This is a genomic window from Aestuariivita sp. (assembly GCF_049276915.1).
GTDB lineage: Bacteria > Pseudomonadota > Alphaproteobacteria > Rhodobacterales > Rhodobacteraceae > Aestuariivita.
Genome location: NZ_JBASXK010000128.1, coordinates 1 through 22,041, shown reverse-complemented (window position 1 = coordinate 22,041; position 22,041 = coordinate 1). Strand labels below are relative to the sequence as shown.

Annotated in this window: 20 protein-coding genes and 1 pseudogene; 12 read left to right on the top strand and 9 right to left on the bottom strand. The window is 58.0% G+C overall.

Annotation, left to right across the window (positions count from 1 at the left end; genetic code table 11):
- Position 1: 1 nt before the first annotated feature.
- Positions 2-1,309 (bottom strand): COG4223 family protein, encoded by a 1,308-nt coding sequence (locus WAO69_RS13745; RefSeq protein ID WP_422180080.1) that lies wholly within the window; start codon positions 1,307-1,309, stop codon positions 2-4.
- A 106-nt stretch (positions 1,310-1,415) separates the two neighbouring features.
- Complete coding sequence (locus WAO69_RS13740) at positions 1,416-2,132, bottom strand: uroporphyrinogen-III synthase (RefSeq protein ID WP_422180078.1); 717 nt, start codon at positions 2,130-2,132, stop codon at positions 1,416-1,418.
- A gap of 72 nt (positions 2,133-2,204) precedes the next feature.
- Here WAO69_RS13740 and tsaD point away from each other — a divergent pair, with 72 nt between their 5' ends.
- The 7 genes and pseudogenes from tsaD (at position 2,205) to WAO69_RS13705 (ending at position 8,245) form a co-directional block, all read left to right on the top strand.
- The gene (tsaD, locus tag WAO69_RS13735) at positions 2,205-3,302 is read left to right on the top strand and encodes a tRNA (adenosine(37)-N6)-threonylcarbamoyltransferase complex transferase subunit TsaD (protein ID WP_422180076.1); all 1,098 of its coding nucleotides are present in this window, start codon (positions 2,205-2,207) and stop codon (positions 3,300-3,302) included.
- The gene (locus WAO69_RS13730) at positions 3,299-4,261 is read left to right on the top strand and encodes an NAD(P)H-dependent glycerol-3-phosphate dehydrogenase (RefSeq protein ID WP_422180074.1); all 963 of its coding nucleotides are present in this window, start codon (positions 3,299-3,301) and stop codon (positions 4,259-4,261) included. The genes tsaD and WAO69_RS13730 overlap by 4 nt, the downstream gene beginning before the upstream one ends.
- A gap of 2 nt (positions 4,262-4,263) precedes the next feature.
- Positions 4,264-4,536: a YciI family protein gene (locus WAO69_RS13725; RefSeq protein WP_422180072.1), complete on the top strand. Its 273-nt coding sequence runs from the start codon at positions 4,264-4,266 to the stop codon at positions 4,534-4,536.
- Positions 4,537-4,554: 18 nt separating this feature from the next.
- The gene (locus tag WAO69_RS13720) at positions 4,555-5,799 is read left to right on the top strand and encodes a glycosyltransferase family 4 protein (RefSeq protein ID WP_422180070.1); all 1,245 of its coding nucleotides are present in this window, start codon (positions 4,555-4,557) and stop codon (positions 5,797-5,799) included.
- Between the two features lie 156 nt (positions 5,800-5,955).
- On the top strand, positions 5,956-6,783 hold the full coding sequence (locus tag WAO69_RS13715; RefSeq protein ID WP_422180068.1) for an NAD-dependent epimerase/dehydratase family protein: 828 nt from the start codon (positions 5,956-5,958) through the stop codon (positions 6,781-6,783).
- Positions 6,780-7,385 (top strand): annotated as a pseudogene (locus tag WAO69_RS13710) (sugar transferase); the annotation flags it as partial. The gene WAO69_RS13715 and the pseudogene WAO69_RS13710, both read left to right, overlap by 4 nt.
- A 230-nt stretch (positions 7,386-7,615) precedes the next feature.
- Entirely contained in the window at positions 7,616-8,245 is a 630-nt protein-coding gene (locus tag WAO69_RS13705; RefSeq protein ID WP_422180066.1) for a polysaccharide biosynthesis protein, read from the top strand.
- Positions 8,246-8,668: 423 nt separating this feature from the next.
- Here WAO69_RS13705 and WAO69_RS13700 read toward each other — a convergent pair whose 3' ends face one another.
- Together WAO69_RS13700 and secA are read right to left on the bottom strand one after the other, a co-directional pair.
- Positions 8,669-9,064 (bottom strand): hypothetical protein, encoded by a 396-nt coding sequence (locus WAO69_RS13700; RefSeq protein WP_422180064.1) that lies wholly within the window; start codon positions 9,062-9,064, stop codon positions 8,669-8,671.
- A 93-nt stretch (positions 9,065-9,157) separates the two neighbouring features.
- A complete protein-coding gene (gene secA / locus WAO69_RS13695) occupies positions 9,158-11,854 on the bottom strand; it encodes a preprotein translocase subunit SecA (protein WP_422180062.1) in 2,697 nt (898 codons plus the stop codon).
- Between the two features lie 173 nt (positions 11,855-12,027).
- On the opposite strand from secA, the gene WAO69_RS13690 reads away from it, so the two are divergent.
- The 4 genes from WAO69_RS13690 to WAO69_RS13675 all read left to right on the top strand — a co-directional run bounded on the left by WAO69_RS13690 (position 12,028) and on the right by WAO69_RS13675 (position 14,789).
- Complete coding sequence (locus tag WAO69_RS13690) at positions 12,028-12,879, top strand: foldase protein PrsA (RefSeq protein WP_422180060.1); 852 nt, start codon at positions 12,028-12,030, stop codon at positions 12,877-12,879.
- Position 12,880: 1 nt separating this feature from the next.
- Entirely contained in the window at positions 12,881-14,107 is a 1,227-nt protein-coding gene (gene argJ, locus WAO69_RS13685) for a bifunctional glutamate N-acetyltransferase/amino-acid acetyltransferase ArgJ (RefSeq protein WP_422180058.1), read from the top strand.
- Entirely contained in the window at positions 14,107-14,505 is a 399-nt protein-coding gene (gene mutT, locus WAO69_RS13680; protein ID WP_422180055.1) for an 8-oxo-dGTP diphosphatase MutT, read from the top strand. The genes argJ and mutT overlap by 1 nt, the downstream gene beginning before the upstream one ends.
- Before the next feature lie 149 nt (positions 14,506-14,654).
- A complete protein-coding gene (locus tag WAO69_RS13675; protein ID WP_422180053.1) occupies positions 14,655-14,789 on the top strand; it encodes a hypothetical protein in 135 nt (44 codons plus the stop codon).
- A 72-nt stretch (positions 14,790-14,861) separates the two neighbouring features.
- On the opposite strand, the gene infB is transcribed toward WAO69_RS13675, so the two are convergent.
- From infB to rimP, 4 genes are read right to left on the bottom strand one after another with little or no spacing between them, the layout of a single operon-like run.
- Positions 14,862-17,351 (bottom strand): translation initiation factor IF-2, encoded by a 2,490-nt coding sequence (infB, locus tag WAO69_RS13670; RefSeq protein WP_422180051.1) that lies wholly within the window; start codon positions 17,349-17,351, stop codon positions 14,862-14,864.
- Entirely contained in the window at positions 17,348-17,983 is a 636-nt protein-coding gene (locus WAO69_RS13665; RefSeq protein ID WP_422180049.1) for an RNA-binding protein, read from the bottom strand. Before WAO69_RS13665 ends, infB begins: the two co-directional genes overlap by 4 nt.
- Positions 17,984-18,005: 22 nt before the next feature.
- A complete protein-coding gene (gene nusA / locus WAO69_RS13660; protein ID WP_422180047.1) occupies positions 18,006-19,619 on the bottom strand; it encodes a transcription termination factor NusA in 1,614 nt (537 codons plus the stop codon).
- 2 nt (positions 19,620-19,621) lie between these two features.
- A complete protein-coding gene (gene rimP / locus WAO69_RS13655) occupies positions 19,622-20,197 on the bottom strand; it encodes a ribosome maturation factor RimP (RefSeq protein WP_422180045.1) in 576 nt (191 codons plus the stop codon).
- A gap of 632 nt (positions 20,198-20,829) precedes the next feature.
- Here rimP and WAO69_RS13650 point away from each other — a divergent pair.
- Positions 20,830-21,219: a hypothetical protein gene (locus WAO69_RS13650; RefSeq protein ID WP_422180043.1), complete on the top strand. Its 390-nt coding sequence runs from the start codon at positions 20,830-20,832 to the stop codon at positions 21,217-21,219.
- A 326-nt stretch (positions 21,220-21,545) separates the two neighbouring features.
- Here the strand turns inward: WAO69_RS13650 and WAO69_RS13645 are convergent.
- Positions 21,546-22,041 (bottom strand): IS110 family transposase (locus tag WAO69_RS13645; protein ID WP_422180041.1); only part of this gene is annotated, 496 nt, incomplete at its 5' end.

The window sequence follows — 22,041 nt, the reverse complement described above, 5'->3', positions numbered from 1 at the left end:
TTCAGTTGCTCGCCAGATTTTGCGCGAGCTCTTCAGCCGCATTCAAAGCGGAAAGTCTTGCCTGGGCCTGAGTTGCCCAATCGGTCAGAGGCGCTTGGGCCGCTTCAGGCAGGCTGGCCAGTTCGGCCAGGACCTGCTCCAGATTGCCCACGGCCAAGGCTGCTTCGGCCCTGGACAGAATCGCGTCCGGATCATCGCCCTCACGCGGCGTCAGGGATCGCGCGCCCAACTGGCGCTGCAGGAAACCACCCAGACCTCCGGCACCCCCTTCGGCCTCTCGCGCCGCCGACAGGGCCTCCCGGGCCAGCGGCGGGAAATCCGCCTGCAGGACCGCCAAGGACACCAGGCCGCCGGATGCGCCCATCAGGGCCTCGGGTACGGTGACACCCAGAGACTGAAGCTCATTCACCTCGGACGCATAACCGCTGCCAGTGTCCAGAGCCGTGAACAGCCGCGTCGCCGCCGCCTGGGCCCGCGCCTGCCGCGCGCTTTCAGAGGCGTCCGCCTCCATCTGCGCAGCTTGAGCAATCATCGTTTCCACTTCGGCGCGCTGTTGCGCCAGCGCTGCCCGAGCGGCGGCCAGTTCCTTTTCATAGGCCGCAACAGCCTCTTCGGACACGATACCGGTTGCGGGTGCCAAAGCCATCTCACCCAGCCGCGCCTCCAAAGCATCCACTCTTGCAATCAGAGCAGTCTGCGCATCAACAGAGGCCGCAGTGACCGTCGCGATCCGGTTCTCCAACTGGGTTTCCACGGCTGAAAAATCCGGTGCAGCGGGGACAACAGAGAGCTGTCCCTGCAACTCGCCGACCTGAGCGCGCAGCGCGTCGATATCGCCGCTGTAATCCACTGCCGCGGCGCGGCTCGGCAAATACGACGACAGGACATCGCTGGAACCTGCTGCAAAGCCCAAAAGACCGGCAAGCACACCACCAAACACCGCAGGAACAAAAACGCTGCGCCTTTCGATGATCCGCTCGACAACGCGTTCGGGCGTCTCGGGGGCTGTTTCTGCAATCTCAGTCAGGATGTTGTCGTCGCTGATGACACTGTCGTCGCCGTGAAGGGCATCCGCATCTTCGGAATTGCGCGCGGCGTCGCCATCGTTCGCCGGCTCTTGGGTCGAAACAGGATCGGCGTCGTCGGCTGTGATCGTGTCGTCCCCGGGGTCGGGAGTCGCTTCAGAGGGTTCCGCCGGAACGGTATCTTCCATAGGTTCGGATGTCTCAACCGCCTCGATACTGTCGGCACCGGACAGCGCTGTGTCTGCTGCCGAGTCCGCCAGCGTGGCCTGGTCGTCTTTTTCCACGCTATCGGTTTTGGTTTTCTTTCCAGACACCTCGCAGAACCCCTCTTGATTCTTGATCTCTGCGCAGCTGCGCATTGCACGACTTTAGAGCCCCAAAACAAGGCTCTCAACCCGCCAGAGTCGATTGCAGCAGTTTTTCAACCAACTGGCCCATTGCCTGAGCATCGGGCTGTGCGGCCACATGCGCACGTACTGATGCATTGCCCGCAACCTCCTGCGCCACCGCGGCGCTGAGGGCGGCCACGGTAACGGCACGCCGCGGGGTCTGCGCGGCGAACAACTGGGCCGTTCTCGGTGAGAAAAGCGGAGCGATCACAGGCCCGGATCCTTGCAGGGCCTTTTGCGCCTCCGGCGTCAGCGGTTCGGCAAGCTGCTCATAAATCACCTGTTCCCGCGTGATCAGGCCCCGTTCTGTCAGGCGTTGCGCAACATCGCCCCTCCCATGTTCGCCTCTCAGGTGCAGCAAGGGAGCGTCCGGCTTGTCCCGGCACAATGCCGCGACCAGTGTATCAGCGTCCTGACCCGCCTGATGGGCCGTCCACCCCGCCTGCCGGGCAGCCCGCGTTGTGGCTGGCCCGACGCAAAAACAGGGCAGATCGCGCCGATCTGTCACGCTCTTTGCGGACAAAACACCATTGGCCGAGCTAAAGATCAGGCCACGTATGCCTTCAAAGGAAATCGGATCTGTGCGGCAAGCAATCCGAATCAAGGGGGAGATCACGACCTCTACCTGCACCATGATCTCCTGATCCAACTGCCCTATGAACCGCCGGGAGGCCGCCTCGGGACGGGTCAGCAACAGCGTTGGTTTGGGTAAAGACATCGGGCCGCCGGGATTGTTTGCGCACCCTTACGGTGTTACCTGCGAGGTCAAAGCGATGCAACGGCGGGTCTGGTGGGCAAACAGGCGATCATCCTTGGGCTGGAAAGCAGCTGCGACGATACGGCGGCCGCTGTGGTGCGGGTGACTGCCGCCGGTCCGGCTCAGATCATGTCGTCGGTTGTGGCGGGTCAGGATCAACTGCACGCACCCTATGGCGGCGTCGTGCCAGAGATCGCCGCACGGGCGCATACGGAAAAGCTGGATAGCTGCATAAAACAGGCTCTAACAAAGGCTGAAATTCGTCTTTCCGATGTGGACGCGATCGCGGTTACCGCAGGTCCCGGCCTGATCGGGGGCGTGCTGGCTGGGGTGATGTGTGCCAAGGGGCTTAGCGCGGCAATTGGCAAGCCACTGGTCGGCGTGAACCATCTTGCAGGCCATGCACTGACGCCACGGCTGACGGATGGGCTGAGCTATCCCTACCTGATGCTGCTGGTTTCAGGCGGCCATTGCCAGTTCCTGATCGTTCGCTCGCATCAGGATTTCTCGCGGTTGGGCGGCACGATTGACGATGCGCCGGGCGAAGCCTTTGACAAGACCGCGCGCCTGTTGGGATTGCCACAACCGGGCGGCCCATCGGTTGAAGCCCAAGCAGCCAGGGGCGATCCGGCGCGGTTTACCCTGCCACGACCGCTGTTGGACCGGGATGATTGCAACATGTCCTTCAGCGGCCTCAAGACTGCGGTTTTGCGGGCCCGGGATGGTCTGGTGGCGCAAAAACAAGGTCTGACCCGGCAGGATCGCTCAGATCTCTGTGCGGGCTTCCAGGCCGCCGTTACAGATGTGCTGGCCGCGAAAACGCGCAAGGCGCTGGCCATTTACCGTGACGAAGCACCTCGCGAGCCAAGCTTTGCGGTCGCCGGTGGTGTAGCAGCCAACAGGGCAATTCGGTCCAAATTAGAGTCTGTTTGTGTTGAATTCAGCACCCGGTTTGTCGCGCCGCCGCTGGCGTTGTGCACGGATAATGCGGCCATGATCGCATATGCTGGCGGTCTGCAATTTCTGGCGGGGCAGTCTGACGATCTGACGCTGTCTGCACGCCCGCGCTGGCCTCTGGATCGCTCACAGCCGGCGCTTTTGGGATCAGGTCGCAAAGGAGCCAAAGCATGAGCATCTCGGTCATCGGATCTGGGGCTTTCGGAACGGCGCTGGCTATTTCACTGTCCGGCAACGGGCCAGTGACGCTGTGGTCTCGTCGCGCCGATCAGGCCCGGCAGATGCAGCAAACCCGCGAAAACTCCGAAAGACTGCCCGGAATCGCCCTGCCGGACGCGGTATCGGTGACGGATGATATTCACATCGCGACACAGGCCGACACGATATTGCTGGCTGTTCCCATGCAACAGCTGCGTGCGCTTCTGCAAACTTATCGCGCAGCATTTGCAGACAAAACCCTGGTCGCCTGCTGCAAAGGCGTCGAACTTGGCACCCATCATGGCCCGATGCGCATTCTCTCGGATGAAGCCAGCACAGCGCGCGCGGCCCTGCTGACAGGCCCAAGCTTTGCCCGCGACATCGCGCAGGGCTTGCCCACCGCTCTGACGCTTGCCTGCGCGGATGGCGCACTGGCGAAAACCATCCAACAGGCTCTAACAAGCGCGAATCTGCGGCTCTACACCACCTCGGACACGATAGGCGCGGAACTTGGCGGGGCGCTCAAGAACGTCGTGGCCATCGCTTGCGGTGCGGTCATGGGCGCAGGGCTTGGGGAAAGCGCGCGGGCGGCGCTGATGACGCGGGGTTTTGCGGAAATGGTCCGGTTTGCACAAACTCAGGGTGCAGATCCGCGCACCCTGTCAGGGCTGTCCGGTTTCGGAGATCTTGCGCTGACCTGCACATCGCCACAATCGCGCAACTATCGAATGGGGCTGGCTTTGGGTGCGGGCTCCAGCGATCTGCCCAGCGCAACTGTGGAAGGCGTTGCAACTGCGCGCTCTGTCGCCGAACTTGCCATTGAACAGGGTCTGGATTTACCGCTGACACAAACCGTCGCCGCACTGGTATCGGGTGAGATAGACCTGCAATCTGCCGTAGCGGGTCTCATGGCGCGCCCGTTGAAAGAGGAATAACAATGCTATTTGCCCTAATCTGCACAGACAAACCCGACCACCTTGAGGTGCGCAAAGCCAATCGCGACGCGCATCTGGCCTATATAAGCGAGACAGGCGTCGTCGAAATGGCAGGCCCGCTTCTGAATGCCGAGGGGGCCATGGCGGGCTCGCTTATCGTGCTTGAGGTCGAGGATCTGGCCACGGCACAAGGCTGGGCCAAAAACGATCCATATAACAAGGCAGACCTCTTTCAGAGCGTCGCGATCAATGCATGGAACAAAGTGATTGGTTAGGCACAGGGCGCACGTACAGTGAAGGTTCTTTTTGTCCATCAGAACATGCCCGGCCAGTACCGGGAGTTTGCCAGTTGGCTTGGAGCCAAGGGCACGCATGAGATCGTCTTCCTGACCCAGCGACGCAACAACCCCAAGATCGGGGGCGTCAGAACAGTCCAATACGCGCCGCATCACAAGCCCGCCCAGGACGCATTTGGCCTGAGCAAGGTATGGGAAGAGGCCACCGGTGCCGGATTCGGAGCCGCCAGCGCGGCGCGCAAGCTTGATGACGAGGGGTTTCGCCCCGATATCATCATCGGCCATACCGGATGGGGCGAGATGCTGTTCCTCAAACAGATCTGGCCGGATGTTCCGATTCTTGGGCTGTTTGAATATTTCTATCGCGCGACCGGCGGGCCTGTCGGGTTCGACCCCGAAGAACCCGTGAACGCGCACGCGCCCTTCCTGCTTGAGGCGCGCAATGCCGTTCCCTATGCGGCCTTGCACCAGGTGGATCGAGGAATCGTGCCGACACAGTGGCAGCACGACCGCTTTCCGCCGGGCTTTCAGGACAAGCTGCATGTTCTGCACGATGGCATCCGTACCGATCAGCTTCTCCCCGATCCTGACGTGCGCCTGCGCCTTGGCCGTCTGGAGCACCATGTGAGCCGCGATGATGAGATCATCACCTATATCGCGCGCAACATGGAGCGCACGCGCGGCTTTCATCAATTCATGCGGGCTTTACCGAAGATCCTCAACGCGCGACCCAATGCACGTGTGATTGCGATTGGCGGCAGCGAGACGTCCTATGGCAAGGCCAGCGATCATCCCGGCGGATTGCGCGGTGAGATGGAAGCCGAGGTCGGTCACCTGATAGACTGGAGCCGCGTGCATTTCGTTGGCCGCGTGCCCTATCCCGAATTCTGCAAGATCATCCAGGTCAGCCGCTGCCATATCTATCTGACGATGCCTTTCGTGCTCAGCTGGTCCATGATGGAGGCCATGGCCATGCAAGCCACCATTGTGGCGGCCGATGTCGCCCCCGTGCAAGAGGTCATGACGCATGGCAAGACAGGGCTTCTGGTCGATTTCTTTGACCCTGATGCACTTGCCGCCCAGGTTGCAGAGGTATTGGAAAATCCGCAGGCTTATGCCCACCTTGGCCCGGCTGCCCGCAACCATGTCGTTGAAAACTATGATTTCCTGACCAAATCGCTGCCTGGTTTGGTGGATCATATCAACGCATTGGTACCACCGGACAAAGCCATAACCCTCTAGGATTTTCATTCGGGTGCTTGTTGAATTTCGTCGTGGTTTAATCAAACGATAAGAGCTTTGCTGTTAGCAGGAGTCGCAGATGTTTCTTGATCTGCGGGTTCCATGCCTTCATTCCCATCATCTGGCCCATCATCTGGCCCATCATCTGGCCATGACATGTTCCCCCTGACTCTGGTTCTGGGGTCATCCGGTCGACTGGGTCGTGCGTTACAGCGCATCTGGATCGACCGACCCGTGATCTGGGCATCGCGGCAGCGCAAACCAGGTCTTGTCTGCCTTGATCCCCTGCGGGAGGAGGGGCGGCTTGCCGAAGCTGCCATGGGCCATCGCGCAATTCTATCTCTTGCCGGGGTCACGGAATGTCGCGGTGATCTGGCGTTGAATTCAGAACTTGCGCTGGCAGCCATTCGCGCAGCGGCCTCGGCGCGTGTTTCAACGGTGCTTTTGTGCTCCTCGGCGGCTGTCTACGGTCTTGGGGACGGGATGTGGCGCGAAACCAGTCCAACCCATCCGATCAGTGCCTATGGGCTTGCCAAACTGCGGATGGAGCGTGCCGCGATCGCGCTCGCCCGGGCGCTTTCGGTGCGTTTGTGTGTCCTGCGGATAGGGAACGTCGCCGGAGCGGATGCTATACTGGGTGGCTGGGTACCGGGTTTTGCACTGGATCAAATGCCCGACGGTCAAACACCCTTGCGCAGCTATATCGGACCGAATGATCTGGCCCATGTCCTTGCGACATTGCTGTCGCGTCAGGACACCCTGCCCGAGGTTTTGAACATCGCCCAGCCCGAGCCGGTGCGCATGGGTGCACTGTTGCGGGCGGCCGATCTGACCTGGTCGCCGCGACGGCCCTGCGAAACCATCATTCCAAAGGTCACGCTGGATACAAGCAGACTGAACCGCATCCTCGCCCTGCCTAGCCTGGAAAACCCGGCACAGGCGATTGTGCAGGATTGGAAAAACCATGTCAGGCCATGGGCATGACAGCGGCCAAACGCATCATGGATGTGGTCTTTGCCGCCCTGCTTTTGGTGATCCTGGCTCCGGTTATCGCGGTGGTTGCCCTGCTGCTTTTGGTGATGCAGGGACGCCCGATCTTTTATGTGGGGGAACGTATGAAAACCCCGACTGACAGCTTCGGGTTGATCAAGTTTCGAACAATGACCCTGGCGCAGAATGATTCAGGGGTCTCGGGTGCGGACAAATCTGCGCGCATCACCCGGCTTGGCGCAAGGCTGCGCGCCAAGCGGCTGGATGAGCTTCCCCAGCTTTGGAACATTCTCATGGGTGATCTGAGCTTTGTCGGCCCGCGTCCGCCCCTGCGCATGTATGTCGACCAGTTTCCCGACCTTTAGCGTGATGTTCTGGCCTCACGGCCCGGTGTGACCGGGCTTGCGACGCTCACCTTTCACAAACATGAGGGAAATCTGTTGCGGCACTGTCGCACGGCTCGCCAGACTGATGATGTCTATCGCCGGCTCTGCATCCCGAGGAAGGCGCGGCTTGACATCATCTATCAGCGAAACTGGTCGCTGGCCTACGATTTCGCGCTGGCATTTCAAACGATCGGAGAGCTGGCATCGCGCGTCAATTCCAGGGATCCGCAAATCCGCGTGTCGCGGTACCGACCCCGTGATGTCTTCAGGCTTCCACAACCACTGCGCGTCAGGCGGGTGCTTGGACATCAATCTTTGAAAGCGAAGGCATGAACGGTTCGGGCAGTGTTCGGGCGGCACTTGGGCGGTTCATCACGGCGCGGTCGCGCCAGTGCCATCTTTGCGCGCGCCGCCTTGCATCGGCATATCATCGCGCGGCCATGTTTCTGACGGGTACCACCCTGTCAACGGGCGCGCGATCAGGGCCAGGGAACCCGGACAAGGATCCACACCCCAACCCCGAGCATATGTTCCTCGTTCGCGAGATTTGCAGGATGGAGTCTCGGGTCACCCGGGCCGAATATGAAAACCGCTGTGTTCTGGTGTCCGGGGCCGGCGGCTCAATCGGATCCGAACTGTCCCGCCAGATCCTGGCTTGCCGTCCTTCGCGTCTGATCCTTTATGAGCTGAGTGAGACCGCTCTGTTCAAGATCATGACCGATCTGCAGCAGGAACTAGCGAAGGGCAACTACGACACAGTTGGTGTTCTTAAGTTCAACAAGGGCACAGCCATAGGTGCCTGCACAGCAGAAGCACTGTACGGTGCATATTGGCACAAGTTGGACAGAGTGCTGTTTGGACGTGCAGCTGACAAAGGTGTGTGCGTAGAGCGTTGGTGCTTCACTGAAGCTGGCTTGGTTCGCACACGTGAGCAGTTCAGCACTGATTATGTGGGCAAGAACTCAAACTGGTACAGTTATCAAAGACACATGGGCAGAGATTTCAGCGTTCTGACAGCTGCAAATTGCTTACGAACAATCGCCAAGCTGGCAAACGCTCCCACAGTTTAGCCTCAACAACAGCGTTCACTGTCACATGTAAGTGCCCTGCTCAGTAGCTACCTACGTGAACAGCACTTGGCACTTGCTGAAGTATAAATGTTATAGAATTAGTAATCTCTAACATTTTCACCCAATCGCATTCGATTTCAATTGGTTAACTGAGACTGCATTTTCAGTCGTCCAAACTATTGTGTGGGTTTATACTTAAACGCAGTAAAACCACACATTATGGGGCACAGACGTGAAACAAGCCAAGTTGTCAACTGACACGGAATTTCGACGCTTAACGGCTGTCGTCAATAGTCTACGTCACAGCACACGCAACCACACAGCCGTCGCACTCAGCTTCTACGCAGGACTACGTGCTTGCGAAATAGCTGCACTACGTATTGGAGACGTATTTGAAGCCAACGGTGAACCACGTGACACTATTTACTTGAGTGCAGCACAGACGAAAGGCAACGACACTGGCACAGTGCTTGTAAATCGCCGCCTAAAGTCGCTGGTTTGCTGTTGGTTAGCCTTGTTACTGTGGCGATATGTTCCACGTGCGTTTTGGCTCTCACGCAGTCGCTCATACTCGTTAAGCACATCACTAAATCGTTTAATCTGCAGCGGCAGCTGTTCTTCTTTACGAAACTCTAACTCGTAGTAGGCTCGAATAGCCAAGTCTCTTGCTTTGGCTAAGTCGCGTGTTTTGAGGCTTTTATAGATGTATTGGCGATTGCCTTTGTACAGACGCACTTGGAAGATGCCGTTGCGTAGGAACAACAGCACCTTTCCTTCCATCAGTTTCTCTTCAAAACCAACGTCTTTTTCGCCTAACAAATGCTCAACACCCTATGCAAAACACCGTTTTGCAGAACATTTGCATAACATTTTATACTTTGCAAGTGAAACGTAAGCCTTTGATTTAGCTTGTTAAATTAGCTTACCGTGACAGTGCTTGAACTTCTTGCCTGATCCACAGGGGCATTTCTCATTTCGGCCCGGGTTGCCCCAGGTCGATTGATCATCCTCAACAAAGCCGGGCAGCGGATCTTCAGCCAGTTCTTCAACTTGAGACGGTGCGGCCGGTGCCTGCAGACGGGCTTGCTCGGCCGCCATCTGGGCGATGATTTCCTGCCTTTGTTCTTCGCTCAACGGTCTGATCCGGGACAGATCGCGCGTGACATCCGCACGTAGACTGTCCAGCAGGCCTTCGAAAAGCTGGAAGGACTCATTCTTGTATTCGTTCAGAGGATCACGCTGCGCATAGCCCCGGAACCCCACAACCGAGCGCAAATGCTCCAGCGTCAGAAGATGCTCGCGCCACTTGGTATCCAGCGTATTGAGCAACACCTGTTTTTCGATGCTACGCATGTTCTCGATGCCGAAATCGACTGCCTTCTTGGCCATATGCTCATCGCTGGCTTTGACCAGACGTTCGATCATATGCTCGTCATCTTCGCCCTCTTCATCGGCCCATTCCACGATGGGAAGATCAAGACCAAGCTGGTTGCTGACAGCCTCACCAAGTCCGGCGGTGTCCCACTGATCCGCATAGGTGTTTGGCGGCATGTATTGCGCAACCAGATCTTCGACCACCTGATGGCGCATATCGGTTGAGATTTCCGAGATATCATCCGCGGCCATGATGTCGCGACGCTGGTTGAAGATCAGCTTGCGCTGATCATTCATGACATCATCGAATTTCAGGATCTGCTTGCGCATGTCAAAGTTGCGGCCTTCGACCTTGGCCTGCGCACGTTCCAGAGACTTGTTCACCCACGGATGGATGATGGCTTCGCCTTCCTTCATGCCCAGTGTCTTGAGCACCTTGTCCAGCCGTTCCGAGCCGAAAATACGCATCAGATCGTCTTCAAGCGACAGATAGAACGCCGTGCGGCCCGGATCACCCTGACGACCGGAACGGCCACGCAACTGGTTGTCGATGCGGCGGCTTTCGTGACGTTCAGACGCCAGAACAAACAACCCGCCCGCCTCAAGCACTTTTTGCTTTTCTTCTGCGTGCTTGGCTTCTTCTGCGGCGCGCAATGCTTCGGGATCCGCATCCGGATTCTCTGCCAGCGCCTCCAGAACCTTCAGCTCCACATTTCCGCCCAGCTGAATATCCGTGCCACGGCCTGCCATGTTCGTCGCAATGGTGACGGCACCCAGCTTGCCTGCATCTGCGATGATCTGCGCTTCCTGCTCGTGCTGGCGCGCGTTCAGAACGTTGTGCGGGATGCCTTCCTTGGTCAGCATCTGGCTTAGCAGTTCGGACTTTTCGATCGAGGTGGTCCCGACAAGAACCGGCTGGCCCTTCTTGTTGGCCTTCTGGATCTCCTTGATCATCGCCTCGTACTTTTCGCGCACAGAGCTGTAGACCTTGTCGTCTTCATCCACTCGGGCGATGGGCTTGTTGGTGGGCACTTCGACCACGCCAAGGCCATAGATCTCGGAGAATTCGGCCGCTTCGGTCGCCGCTGTACCCGTCATGCCCGAAAGCTTTTCATACAGGCGGAAAAAGTTCTGGAATGTCACACTGGCCAGAGTCACGTTCTCGGGCTGGATCGACACACCTTCCTTTGCCTCGATGGCCTGATGCAAACCATCGCCCAGACGGCGACCCGGCATCATACGGCCCGTAAACTCGTCGATCAGAACAACACTGCCGTCACGGACGATGTAATCCTTGTCTCTCTGGAACAGCTTGTGTGCGCGCAGACCCTGATTGACGTGATGCACGATGGTCGTGCTTTCGGGATCATACAGCGATTGGCCCTCTTCCAGCAGCCCGGCCTCAAAAAGCTTGGCCTCAAGGAACTCGTTGCCTTCGTCGGAAAAGTTCACGCTGCGTTGCTTTTCGTCGATCTCAAAATGATCGTCTGCCACCAGCGGAATCAGCGCATTGATCGAGACATACAGCTCGCTGCGGTCCTGAGCGGGGCCCGAAATGACAAGCGGCGTACGCGCTTCGTCGATAAGGATCGAGTCGACCTCGTCGACGATCGCAAAGTAATGATCCTTCTGCATCACCTGCGACAGATCTGACTTCATGTTGTCGCGCAGGTAGTCAAACCCGAATTCGTTGTTCGTCCCATAGACGACATCGCTGTTATAGGCGTCCAGTTTCAGATCGCCGGGCATGTCGGAATAGATACAGCCCGTCTTCATTCCCAAGGCGGAAAAGACTTTGCTCATCCACTCGCTGTCTCGTTTGGCAAGGTATTCGTTCACCGTCACCACATGGACGCTCTTGCCACTCAGGGCATTGAGATAGGCCGGGAACGTCGCCACAAGGGTTTTGCCCTCGCCGGTCTTCATTTCGGCGATATTGCCCTGATGCAGAAAAATCCCACCCATCAGCTGCGTATCAAAGGCCCGCAGTCCAAGGGTACGTCTGGCCCCCTCCCGACAATTGGCGAAGGCTTCGGGCAGAAGAGCGTCAAGGCTCTCGCCATCCGCATGGCGTTTCTTCAATTCAGCCGTCTTGTCGATCAGACCCTGATCGCTCAGCGCGTGGAATTCCGGCTCCAGTGCATTGATCTTTTCGACCAGCGGCCGCGTCGCCTTGACCTTGCGGTCATTGGGGGTGCCGAACACCTTCTTGGCGATAGTCCCTAATCCGAGCATGCTCTCTCCAGCCGATCTGACTTATTCTTGCGTGGGCCCATCTTGCCGCCCCCGCACACAGCCCGTAGAAACGTTGGTGAAGACGGCTCTGCCCAAGCCTCCCAGCGATGTAAGGGCCGGGCGAAACAGTGTCAACGCCGTGCCCTTGTATGGCCCTCAAACAGGACGTTTCTATGCGCAAAGGTGTCACATTCCTGACAACTCTGGCTCTGACCGGAGTATTAACCCTCCCAGTGACCGCTCAGGACACCCCATCTGCCGATACAGTCGTCGCATCCGTCGACGGCACGGACATTACTCTTGGGCATGTGATTGTGGCCTTTTCAACCCTGCCAGCCCAGTATCAGCAGCTGGGTCCCGATGTGCTTTTGCCCGGGATCATCGACCAGCTGGTACGCCAGACCGCCCTTGCGCAATCCTTTGAGGGTGAGCCAAGCCGTGCCGCGCGCCTGTCATTGGAGAACGAGGAACGCTCGGTGATGGCCGGTGAAGCGGTCGAAGCGACAATGGCCACCGCGGTATCCGACGCCGATATTCAAGCCGCTTATGACTCGCGCTTTGCTGACGGCACGGCCGGTGAAGAATACAACGCCTCGCATATTCTGGTGGAAACCGAAGAAGAGGCCTTGGCCATTGTCGAAGAATTGAATGGCGGGGCGGATTTTGTAGAAGTTGCAAAGGCAAAATCCATCGGCCCAAGCCGTGAAAACGGTGGGGCGTTGGGCTGGTTTGGACCAGGGCGCATGGTACCAGACTTCGAAGCGGCGGTGATTTCATTGCAACCTGAAACCATTTCGGGGCCGGTTCAGACGGAATTCGGCTGGCATGTGATCCGCCTGAATGAAACCCGTGTGGTGGATGCGCCTGCGTTGGAAGAGGTGCGTGATGAGATCCAGCTGGAATTGCAGCAGATCGCAGTGACCGAACATATCGAGGCCCTGGTGGCGTCTGCAGACGTCGTTCTCCCCGATCTGAGCGATCTGGATCCGGCATCAATCATGAACCTAGATTTGTTGAGAAACTGACTTGGCCAAGATCGACAAAGTCTCTCCGCTGGCACCCGAGCGGTTCCCGGATTTACCCCGGATTTCAGGCGTTACCTTCGCCGCGGCCAGCGCCGGAGTGCGCTATTCCGGGCGCACGGATGTCATGCTGGCCGTGTTGCAGCCGGGCACATCCATCGCGGGTGTGTTCACGCGGTCCTCGACGCGGTCCGCGCCGGTTCTGGATTGTCAGGCCAAGCTCGGCTCGGATCCGTCCCAAGGGGCTGCAATCCTGGTGAACTCGGGGAACTCCAACGCGTTTACAGGCCATTACGGGCAAACATCGGTCGAGGTTCTGACATCGGCAGTGGCCGAGGCTGTGGGCGTTCCCGCCCAACGCGTTTTCACGGCATCAACCGGAGTGATCGGAGAACCGCTTCCCCATGAGCGGATCGTCGCCAAGATCGCGGATCTGAAAGCCGGGCAGACAGATCAGGGGATCGAAGCCGCAGCGCGAGCGATCATGACGACCGACACTTTCCCGAAAGGGTCATGCGCGACCGTCGAGATCGAGGGAACCGTCATTACCATCGCCGGGATCGCCAAGGGCAGTGGGATGATTGCGCCTGATATGGCGACGATGCTGGTCTATATCTTTACGGATGCTCAGATCGCCCAGCCTGACTTGCAAAATCTGGTCAGTCGGCTGAATGCCCGGACGTTCAACTGCATCACGGTAGACAGCGATACTTCGACCTCGGATTCGCTGCTGGCCTGCGCCACCGGGGCTTCTGGCTGCGATGTCGCTGGGAATGCTGCCTTTGAAGAGGCATTGCACAACATCATGCAGGACCTCGCCCATCAGGTCGTTCGCGATGGCGAAGGTGCCACGAAATTCGTGGAAGTACGCGTAACCGGCGCGCAGGATGACCGCGAAGCCCATGTGCATGGGATGGCGATTGCAAACTCGCCCCTGGTCAAGACGGCCATTGCCGGGGAAGACCCCAACTGGGGCCGCGTGGTCATGGCAATCGGCAAGTCGGGGGCAACTGCCGATCGCGATCTTCTGAGCATCTGGTTCGGCGACACTCTTGTGGCTGAGAACGGCTGGGTCAGCCCGACCTACCGCGAAGAAGACGCAGCCGCGCATATGAAGAACGACGCGATCTCAATTCGCGTGGATCTGGGCCTGGGGTCTGGACAAGCGACTGTCTGGACCTGCGATCTGACCCACGGATACATTGATATCAACGCAGATTACCGGTCGTGATGAAGGTCGTTCTGGTCTCAGCGGTGGCTTTGATAGACGTGGACGGTCGGGTGCTTTTGGCGCAACGACCGGAAGGAAAATCCATGGCCGGGCTGTGGGAATTTCCGGGAGGCAAAGTCGAGCCGGGAGAGACGCCCGAGGCCGCGCTGATCCGCGAGCTGGAGGAAGAACTGGGCATCAACACCTGGTCTTCCTGCCTTGCGCCTTTGACATTTGCCAGCCACAGCTATGCTGATTTTCACCTGCTCATGCCTCTCTTTGCCTGCCGCAAATGGGAGGGAACGCCGATCTCGCGCGAGAATCAGGCGTTGAAATGGGTGCGCGCTCAAGACTTGCGTGAATATCCCATGCCAGAAGCGGATATTCCTCTGATTCCGATTTTGCGGGATTGGCTCTGACCGGCGGCATTTCGCCAATTTGAAGCAGGCTACGGCCAAGATCGACCGTTTTTCGTGCATCTCGCCACCGGATTGTTCAAAAATTGTGGTTAATTGTTTACATTTCTTGATGTATTATGGAGTCAGATTTTGATTCCGGGGGGAGTTTCATGCTCAAGACAATCACAGTAGGAAGCTGCGTGTCGGTTCAGGGCACCTTTGTTAAGGAGCTTCCTGACGGTCGCGTTGTCGTTCAGGTGGGTGACACGATCTACAAAGGATATCCTGTCGCCAAAGCGGCCTGACATGAAACGAGCATAACGAAAAAAGGGCAGCCGGCGGGCTGCCCTTTTTCATTTGGAGACTGTCGGCTGCAATCACGCGAGGGTCCGTGTGACCTCTTCACGCTCAAAGATCTCGATGACATCGCCCGGGCGGATATCTTCGTAATTCTCAAACGCCATTCCGCATTCCTGACCAGACTGAACCTCGGACACTTCGTCTTTGAAGCGCTTGAGGGTCTTCAGCGTGCCTTCGTGAATGACCACGTTGTCACGCAGCAGGCGCACACCGGCCGAGCGGCGGGCCACACCTTCGGTGACAAGACAGCCGGCAACTTTGCCCACGCCGCCCGAGACCTTGAAGACCTCTTTGATCGACGCGTAGCCGATGAAGTTCTCACGGACTTCGGCAGAGAGCAGACCAGAGGCCGCCGCTTTGATGTCATCCACCAGATCATAGATGACCGAGTAATAACGGATCTCGACACCCTTCTGATTGGCCGAGTTCCGCGCCGACGCATTGGCCCGCACGTTGAACCCGATGACAGGAGCACCAGATGCTTCTGCCAGGCCGATGTCAGATTCGGTGATCGCACCGACACCCGAATGCAGGACGCGAACACGCACCTCATCGTTGCCGATCTTCTCCATCGCCTGAACGATCGCTTCGGCAGAACCCTGCACATCCGCTTTCATCAGAATGGGCAGTTCCGAAACGGTTTCGTCCGCTTTTGCCTTGGCCATCAACTGATCAAGCGTGGTCGCAGCGCCAGCAGCCGCACGTTTGTCCTTGGCGGCCTGATGACGGTATTCCGCGATCTCACGCGCCTGCGCTTCGGTAGCCACAACGTTCAGCACGTCACCGGCTTCGGGCGTTCCATTCAGACCCAGAACTTCGACAGGAACTGACGGGCTGGCGATCTTGACCCGTTCGCCATGGTCATTCTCCATCGCGCGGACTTTGCCCCACTGCTCGCCGACGACAAAGATATCGCCCTGGCGCAATGTACCGTTCTGCACCAATACCGTGGCAACCGGTCCGCGGCCAACATCCAGCTGAGCCTCGATAACGGCACCTTCGGCGGCGCGATCGGGGTTGGCTTTCAGTTCAAGGATCTCAGCCTGAAGCGCGATGGCTTCAAGCAGTTGATCAAGGCCCTGGCCAGTCGTGGCCGAAACTTCGACATCCTGCACGTCGCCGGACATCTTTTCGACGACAACCTCATGCTGCAGCAGATCGGTGCGCACTTTGTCGGGGTTGGCCGATGGTTTGTCGATCTTGTTGATCGCCACGATCATCGGCACATTGGCCGCTTTCGCGTGGTTGATGGCTTCGATGGTCTGGGGCATAACGGCATCATCCGCTGCAACCACCAGAACAACGATATCTGTCACCTGTGCACCACGCGCACGCATGGACGTGAACGCGGCGTGACCCGGCGTATCGAGGAACGTCAGAACCTGGCCGTCTTTGGCCGTGACCTGATAGGCACCGATGTGCTGAGTAATTCCGCCGGCCTCGCCTGCGGTGACGTTCGCATTGCGGATCGCATCCAGAAGAGACGTTTTGCCGTGGTCAACGTGGCCCATGACAGTGATCACTGGCGGACGGTCCTTCAGATCGCTTGGGTCGTCTTCGATATGTTGAATGACGTCTTCCACATCCGCATCCGAAACACGAACAACCTTGTGGCCGAATTCCTCGATGATCAGCTCGGCAGTGTCCGCATCAATCGTCTGGTTCTGCGTGACCATCATGTCCATTTGCATGAGCGCTTTGATAACCTCGCCCACACGCTCGGCCATGCGGTTTGCCAGTTCAGAGACCACGATGGTCTCCGGCAGCTGCACATCGCGCACAATCTTCTCACGTTCGACCGCGCCGCCCATGGCTTTCTGACGCGCACGCTCTTGCTTGCGCTTCATGGCCGCCATCGAGCGCTGACGCCCACCCTCACCACCGGACAAAGCCTGGTTCAGGGTCAGCTTGCCAGCCCGGCGTCCGGCATCATCTGCACGTGCTTTCGTGGCACGCGTGCGATCATCACGCTCACGTTCGACCTTACGTGGAGCGGGTGCAGTCTTGGTCCGGCTGTCCTTTTCCACAGCGGGTTCCGCCACGGGAGCGGTCGCTGCCAGGCGGGCTTTTTCTTCGGTTTCGGCGCGCTGACGCTCTTCCTCGGCGGCCTTGGCTTTGGCTTTTTCTTCGCGTTCGCGCTCTTCGCGTTCCTTGGCTTCTGCCTCGGCCCGGCGGCGGTCACGATCTTCTGCCCGCGCCTTTTCATCAGCGGCGCGTTGCGCATCTTCTTCGACTTCACGTGCCTTGGCGGCTTGAACAGCCTTCAGGCGACGATCCATCTCGGCATCGGTAATCCCTGCGGGGCGCTTGGACGGGTCGCCAAACTGCGCAGAACCAGCGCCCGCACCGGCAGGTTTTCCGGCACCCGGCTGGGGCACCACAACGCGTTTGCGCTTGGTTTCCACAACGACACTTTTGGTCCGCCCATGGCTAAAGCTCTGCTTTACGCTTCCCGGACGCGCGCCACCGCGCAAACCCAATGTCTTTTTGCCGTCACTATCGCTCATAAAGCTCTTTTTCCTTCCCGATGGCCGCTGCCATCGTCGTCTTTTTGACGCACGCCTTTAAGTCTTTGGGCTTCCTCTACAACACGTTTAGTGAGTCCACCAGAGGCGAGCGCAGCATGTATCACAGTTTCCCGGCCAAAGGCCATGCCCAGCTGATCCGCGGTCAGGAACCCGATATAGGTGCCAAAATGCGGCGTGCTAAGTTTTGTTTTTCCGCGTGCTGACCCATCAACTGCCTGGATCAGAACCTGACCCTCTTCCTTGGCCAGCATGTCTTTCACTTTTTCATATCCGGCGACCGCAGAACCGGATCTGCGCGCCAACGAAATCAATTCGATCACCCGGCGCGTCAACTGACGCTCGACTTCGTCCACCAACCCGTCAGGCACCTGAACCGGTGCCTTGAAAGCGCGCGCAAAAAGCTTCTTTTTCACCGCCGTTTCCAGCGCGCTTCGATCAGCAGCCACATATACACCACGACCGGGCAGCTTTCCTGCCACATCGGGAACCACCAGAGCATCCGGCCCCAACACAAAGCGGATCAGGCCGAATTTCGGCTGCACCTCGCCTGTCGCAATGCACTTGCGGTGAGGACCGTCTATCCGGTCTTTCGAGGCGCCACCGCGTCCCATCAGGAACCACCAGGGCCTGAGATCAGGCCCCGGCCTCCTCTTCTGTTTCTTCGCTGTCGGCCTCATCGGCCTCAAGATCGGCAGGGTCGACCCAGCCAAGAAGGATACGCGCAGTCATTACCATGTTTTGCGCTTCTTCCAAAGACACATCGAAGGGCTCAAGCAGGCCTTCGTCCTTGACGCGCTCGCCGTTTACCGTGGTCCAGCCACCGGCCAGTTCCCAGTCTGCACAGGTGGCGAAGTCTTCCAGCGTTTTGACATCGTCTTTCGCCAGCGCTTCAACCATCTGGGGTGTCAGACCCTCGAATTCAATAAGGCTTTCCTCGGCACCAAGCGCTTTGGCATTTTCAAGAGCGGCTTTGTTACGGGCATCGAGGTAATCACGCGCCCGCGCCTGCAGCTCTTCGGCCGTGCTTTCATCGACGCCGTCGATCACCAGCAATTCGTCGCGTTCGACATAGGCCACCTCTTCCAGACTGGTGAAGCCTTCCGAAACCAGAAGCTGTGCAAAGAACTCGTCCAGATCCAGTGTCTCCATGAACAGACCGGTGCGTTCCTCGAATTCCTTCTGGCGACGCGCGCTTTCTTCCTCCTCGGTCATGATGTCGATATCCAGACCGGTCAGTTGCGACGCCAGTCGCACGTTCTGACCGCGACGACCGATGGCCAGGCTCAGCTGCTCTTCGGGGACCACGACTTCGATCTTGCCTGCTTCTTCGTCCAGAACCACTTTGGTCACTTCGGCCGGTTGCAGCGCGTTTACGAGGAACGTGGGCTGATCTTCATTCCACGGGATGATGTCGATCTTTTCGCCCTGCAGTTCGTTCACAACAGCCTGCACCCGAGAGCCGCGCATACCCACACAGGCACCAACCGGATCGATGGAGCTGTCATAGGAAATCACGGCGATCTTGGCACGCGAGCCCGGATCACGGGCGACCGCCTTGATCTCGATGATGCCATCGTAAATCTCGGGGACTTCCATCTTGAACAGCTCGGCCATGAATTCAGGCGCGGTGCGCGACAGAAAGATCTGCGGGCCGCGCGGTTCGCGGCGCACATCCTTGATGTAGACGCGGATGCGATCGTTCGGGCGATAGCTTTCGCGTCCGATCTTTTCGTTGCGGCGCAGGATTGCTTCGCCCGCGCCCACATCGACGATGACGTTGCCGTATTCCTCGCGCTTGACCTGACCATTGATGATCGTGCCGGCGCGATCCTTGAACTCTTCGTACTGGCGCTCGCGTTCGGCCTCACGCACCTTCTGCAGGATCACCTGCTTGGCTGATTGTGCCGCGATCCGGCCCATTTCAACAGGAGGCACTTCTTCGATCAGCTGATCGCCGACCTTGGGATCTTCCAGATACTGCCTGGCCTGATCGACGGTGAATTCCGCCTGATAGTTTTCCAGCTCGTCATCGGCAACCACGGTGCGCACACGCGTGAAGGTCGCGCGACCTGTCTTGCGGTCGATCGACACGCGAATGTCCATTTCCGCGCCATAGCGGGACTTGGCCGCCCGGGCGAGGCTTTCTTCCATCGCCTCGATCACCAGACCGGGCTCGATCATCTTTTCGCGCGCCACGGCCTCGGCTGTTTGCAGCAGCTCAAGCTGATTTGCAGAGGTAATTGCCATTGTTAGTCCTCCTGCTGAGACTGATCTGTCTCAATCTCGTCAAATGCGTCTTCGTTAAGCGTTCCGGCAGCTTTGCGCTGACGGAGCATTTCCTTGATCAGATCGTCGGTAAGCACCAGCTTGGCATCACTCAGCCAGTCAAAATGCAGCCCGATGGTGCCTTCTTCGACATTGATCAGCACTTCGTCACCCTCGATCCCGGCGAGAACGCCTTTGAACCGGCGCCGCCCGCCCTGCAATTCGGCCGTTTCCAGCTTGGCTTCATAGCCTTCGAACATGTCAAAGTCCTTCAGCCGCGTCAGCGGGCGATCAATACCCGGGCTGGACACCTCAAGAGTATAGGCATCCAGAATGGGATCTTCGACATCGAGAACAGCGCTGATGGCGTTCGAGATATGGGCGCAATCATCCACTTCGATCCCGCCGGCCGGTTTGTCCGCCATCACCTGCAGCGTACTGGTCTGACCTGACATCAGACGCACACGCACCAATTCATACCCCATGTCCTCGATGACAGGGGCAATGATCTCGGCCATCCGGCGATCCATAGCGGATTTGGGGATCTGGTCGTTTGACATCAGTCTTTCAGTTCAGAAATCAAAGCACAAAAAAACGGGCGCGCGGCCCGTTTCGACTTTCGGTGGAGCATCAGGTTTGGACCCCGATGCGCCGCTGTTGAGGACGATATACGCAGCGCAGCCCGAGTCTGCAAGTCGATTGTTCAACGATCGGGCGGACAGGCACGCTTGTGGCTGCTCAAGGGTCTATGCGTTTGCATTTTTTCGCCACACTGAACAAGCCGCAAGAAGTCATCCTTTGGCTTCGTGAAAACCTGTACGCGTCAGATCAATATCTTGTGGGTCACAAAAAGAGAACCTCAACCAAAGCAAACGAACCCTGGAAATGCGGCGCAAAAATGGCGGAATCGCAACACATAAATTGGTAAAAGACGAAAAAATCTCCCGAATTCATTGCCTGATTGATTTGAACATGGTTGTTTCTCGCGCAGATAATACGGTTCTTTTTTCCCTGGGGACAGTTAACATGATTGTCGAATGCATGAATTTCCGCTGGCGCGGCCTGACTCGTATTGAGTCGAGCATTTGCAATTGCCAGACACTCACCGCGTCCTAAGGCGTGGCTCTCGCAGCGGGTGCAAAATGATGTTTTCGCACCTCAATGAAGTGAACAAGTTTAAATGGGTATCCTCATGATCAAATCTGGAACAGCAGTCGCACAAGCTGGAATTCGTCAACGTAGTCTTCGCAAACATTGCCGATTGGGGCGCGCCACCGAGCTTGTGTTTGTCCTGGCCTCGGGCGTGATGCTGACCATTGGCGGCACAGCACAAGCACAGCAATGGGACGGATCGGATAGCGACGCTTGGGAAACCGGTACCAACTGGGTTGGCGACGCGGCCCCGGGAGCTGGCGACAATGTTGTGATCAACGATGGTGCCGCAGGAGGACTGCCCAACGATACTGTACTGTCCACCACGACGACTGTGACCACCACGACGTTGTCTGGAAATGGCAACCTGGTGATCGGCGACAACGGATCACTGGAAAACACTGGCGGCATGACCATGTTGGGTGTCTGACGTCAGCGCCTGTGGGACAGATTTGAGGTTTTCGTAACGGAGGATTTCTGGTTCATCGCAGCCACCAAGGAGCGAATCTATGGACGCCCCCTGCGCAAGGTGTTTTTCACGATAGCATTGACGGCATTGGATGCGTGAATCTATCCGGCCTTTCTTTGAAGCACGTTCGCTCCTGGCCTCGATGGGATCCGCTGATTTCATTGCCTTTTAAGATGACCGGCCTTTGATGGCCATCGCTCCTTACAGGCTGTGAATAGGCGGCCCCTGCCGTTACACCATCGTCATCCACCTCGCATTCTTGAAAGCCGAAGCGCCCTGCGCCCCAGCTATGCCGCTTTGTAGCTTTCTCCGCTGCGCAACACCGCCCAGGCCATGCGTGCTGTTTTGTTGGCAATTGCCACGAGCGTTTTGTTGTGACCCGCGCGAACAAGTAGTTCTTGGGCCCATTTGGCATGCCGGTCACTGCGCGCGGATATCCTGATCAACACCGATCTGGCACCGTGGATGAGCTGGCGGCGTAAGTATTGGTTCCCTCTTTTGCCGATGCCACCAAGCCGAGGTTTGCCTCCCGTCGTATATTGCCTGGGAACCAGCCCTATCCAAGCCGCAAGAGCCCTGCCTGACGAGAAGTGTTGTCCATCATCGACAGCGGCAATCAAGGCGGTAGCGATTACCGGCCCGACGCCGGGAAGAGTTGCCAGGCGTTTGCACCGTTCATCGGTTCGGCAGATCGCAACGAGCTTTCGGTCGATCTCGGTAATACGTTCGTCCAGCGCTTCGAACTCGGCGATGAGTGCGTTGAAGTTTTGTTTTGCCAGAGTT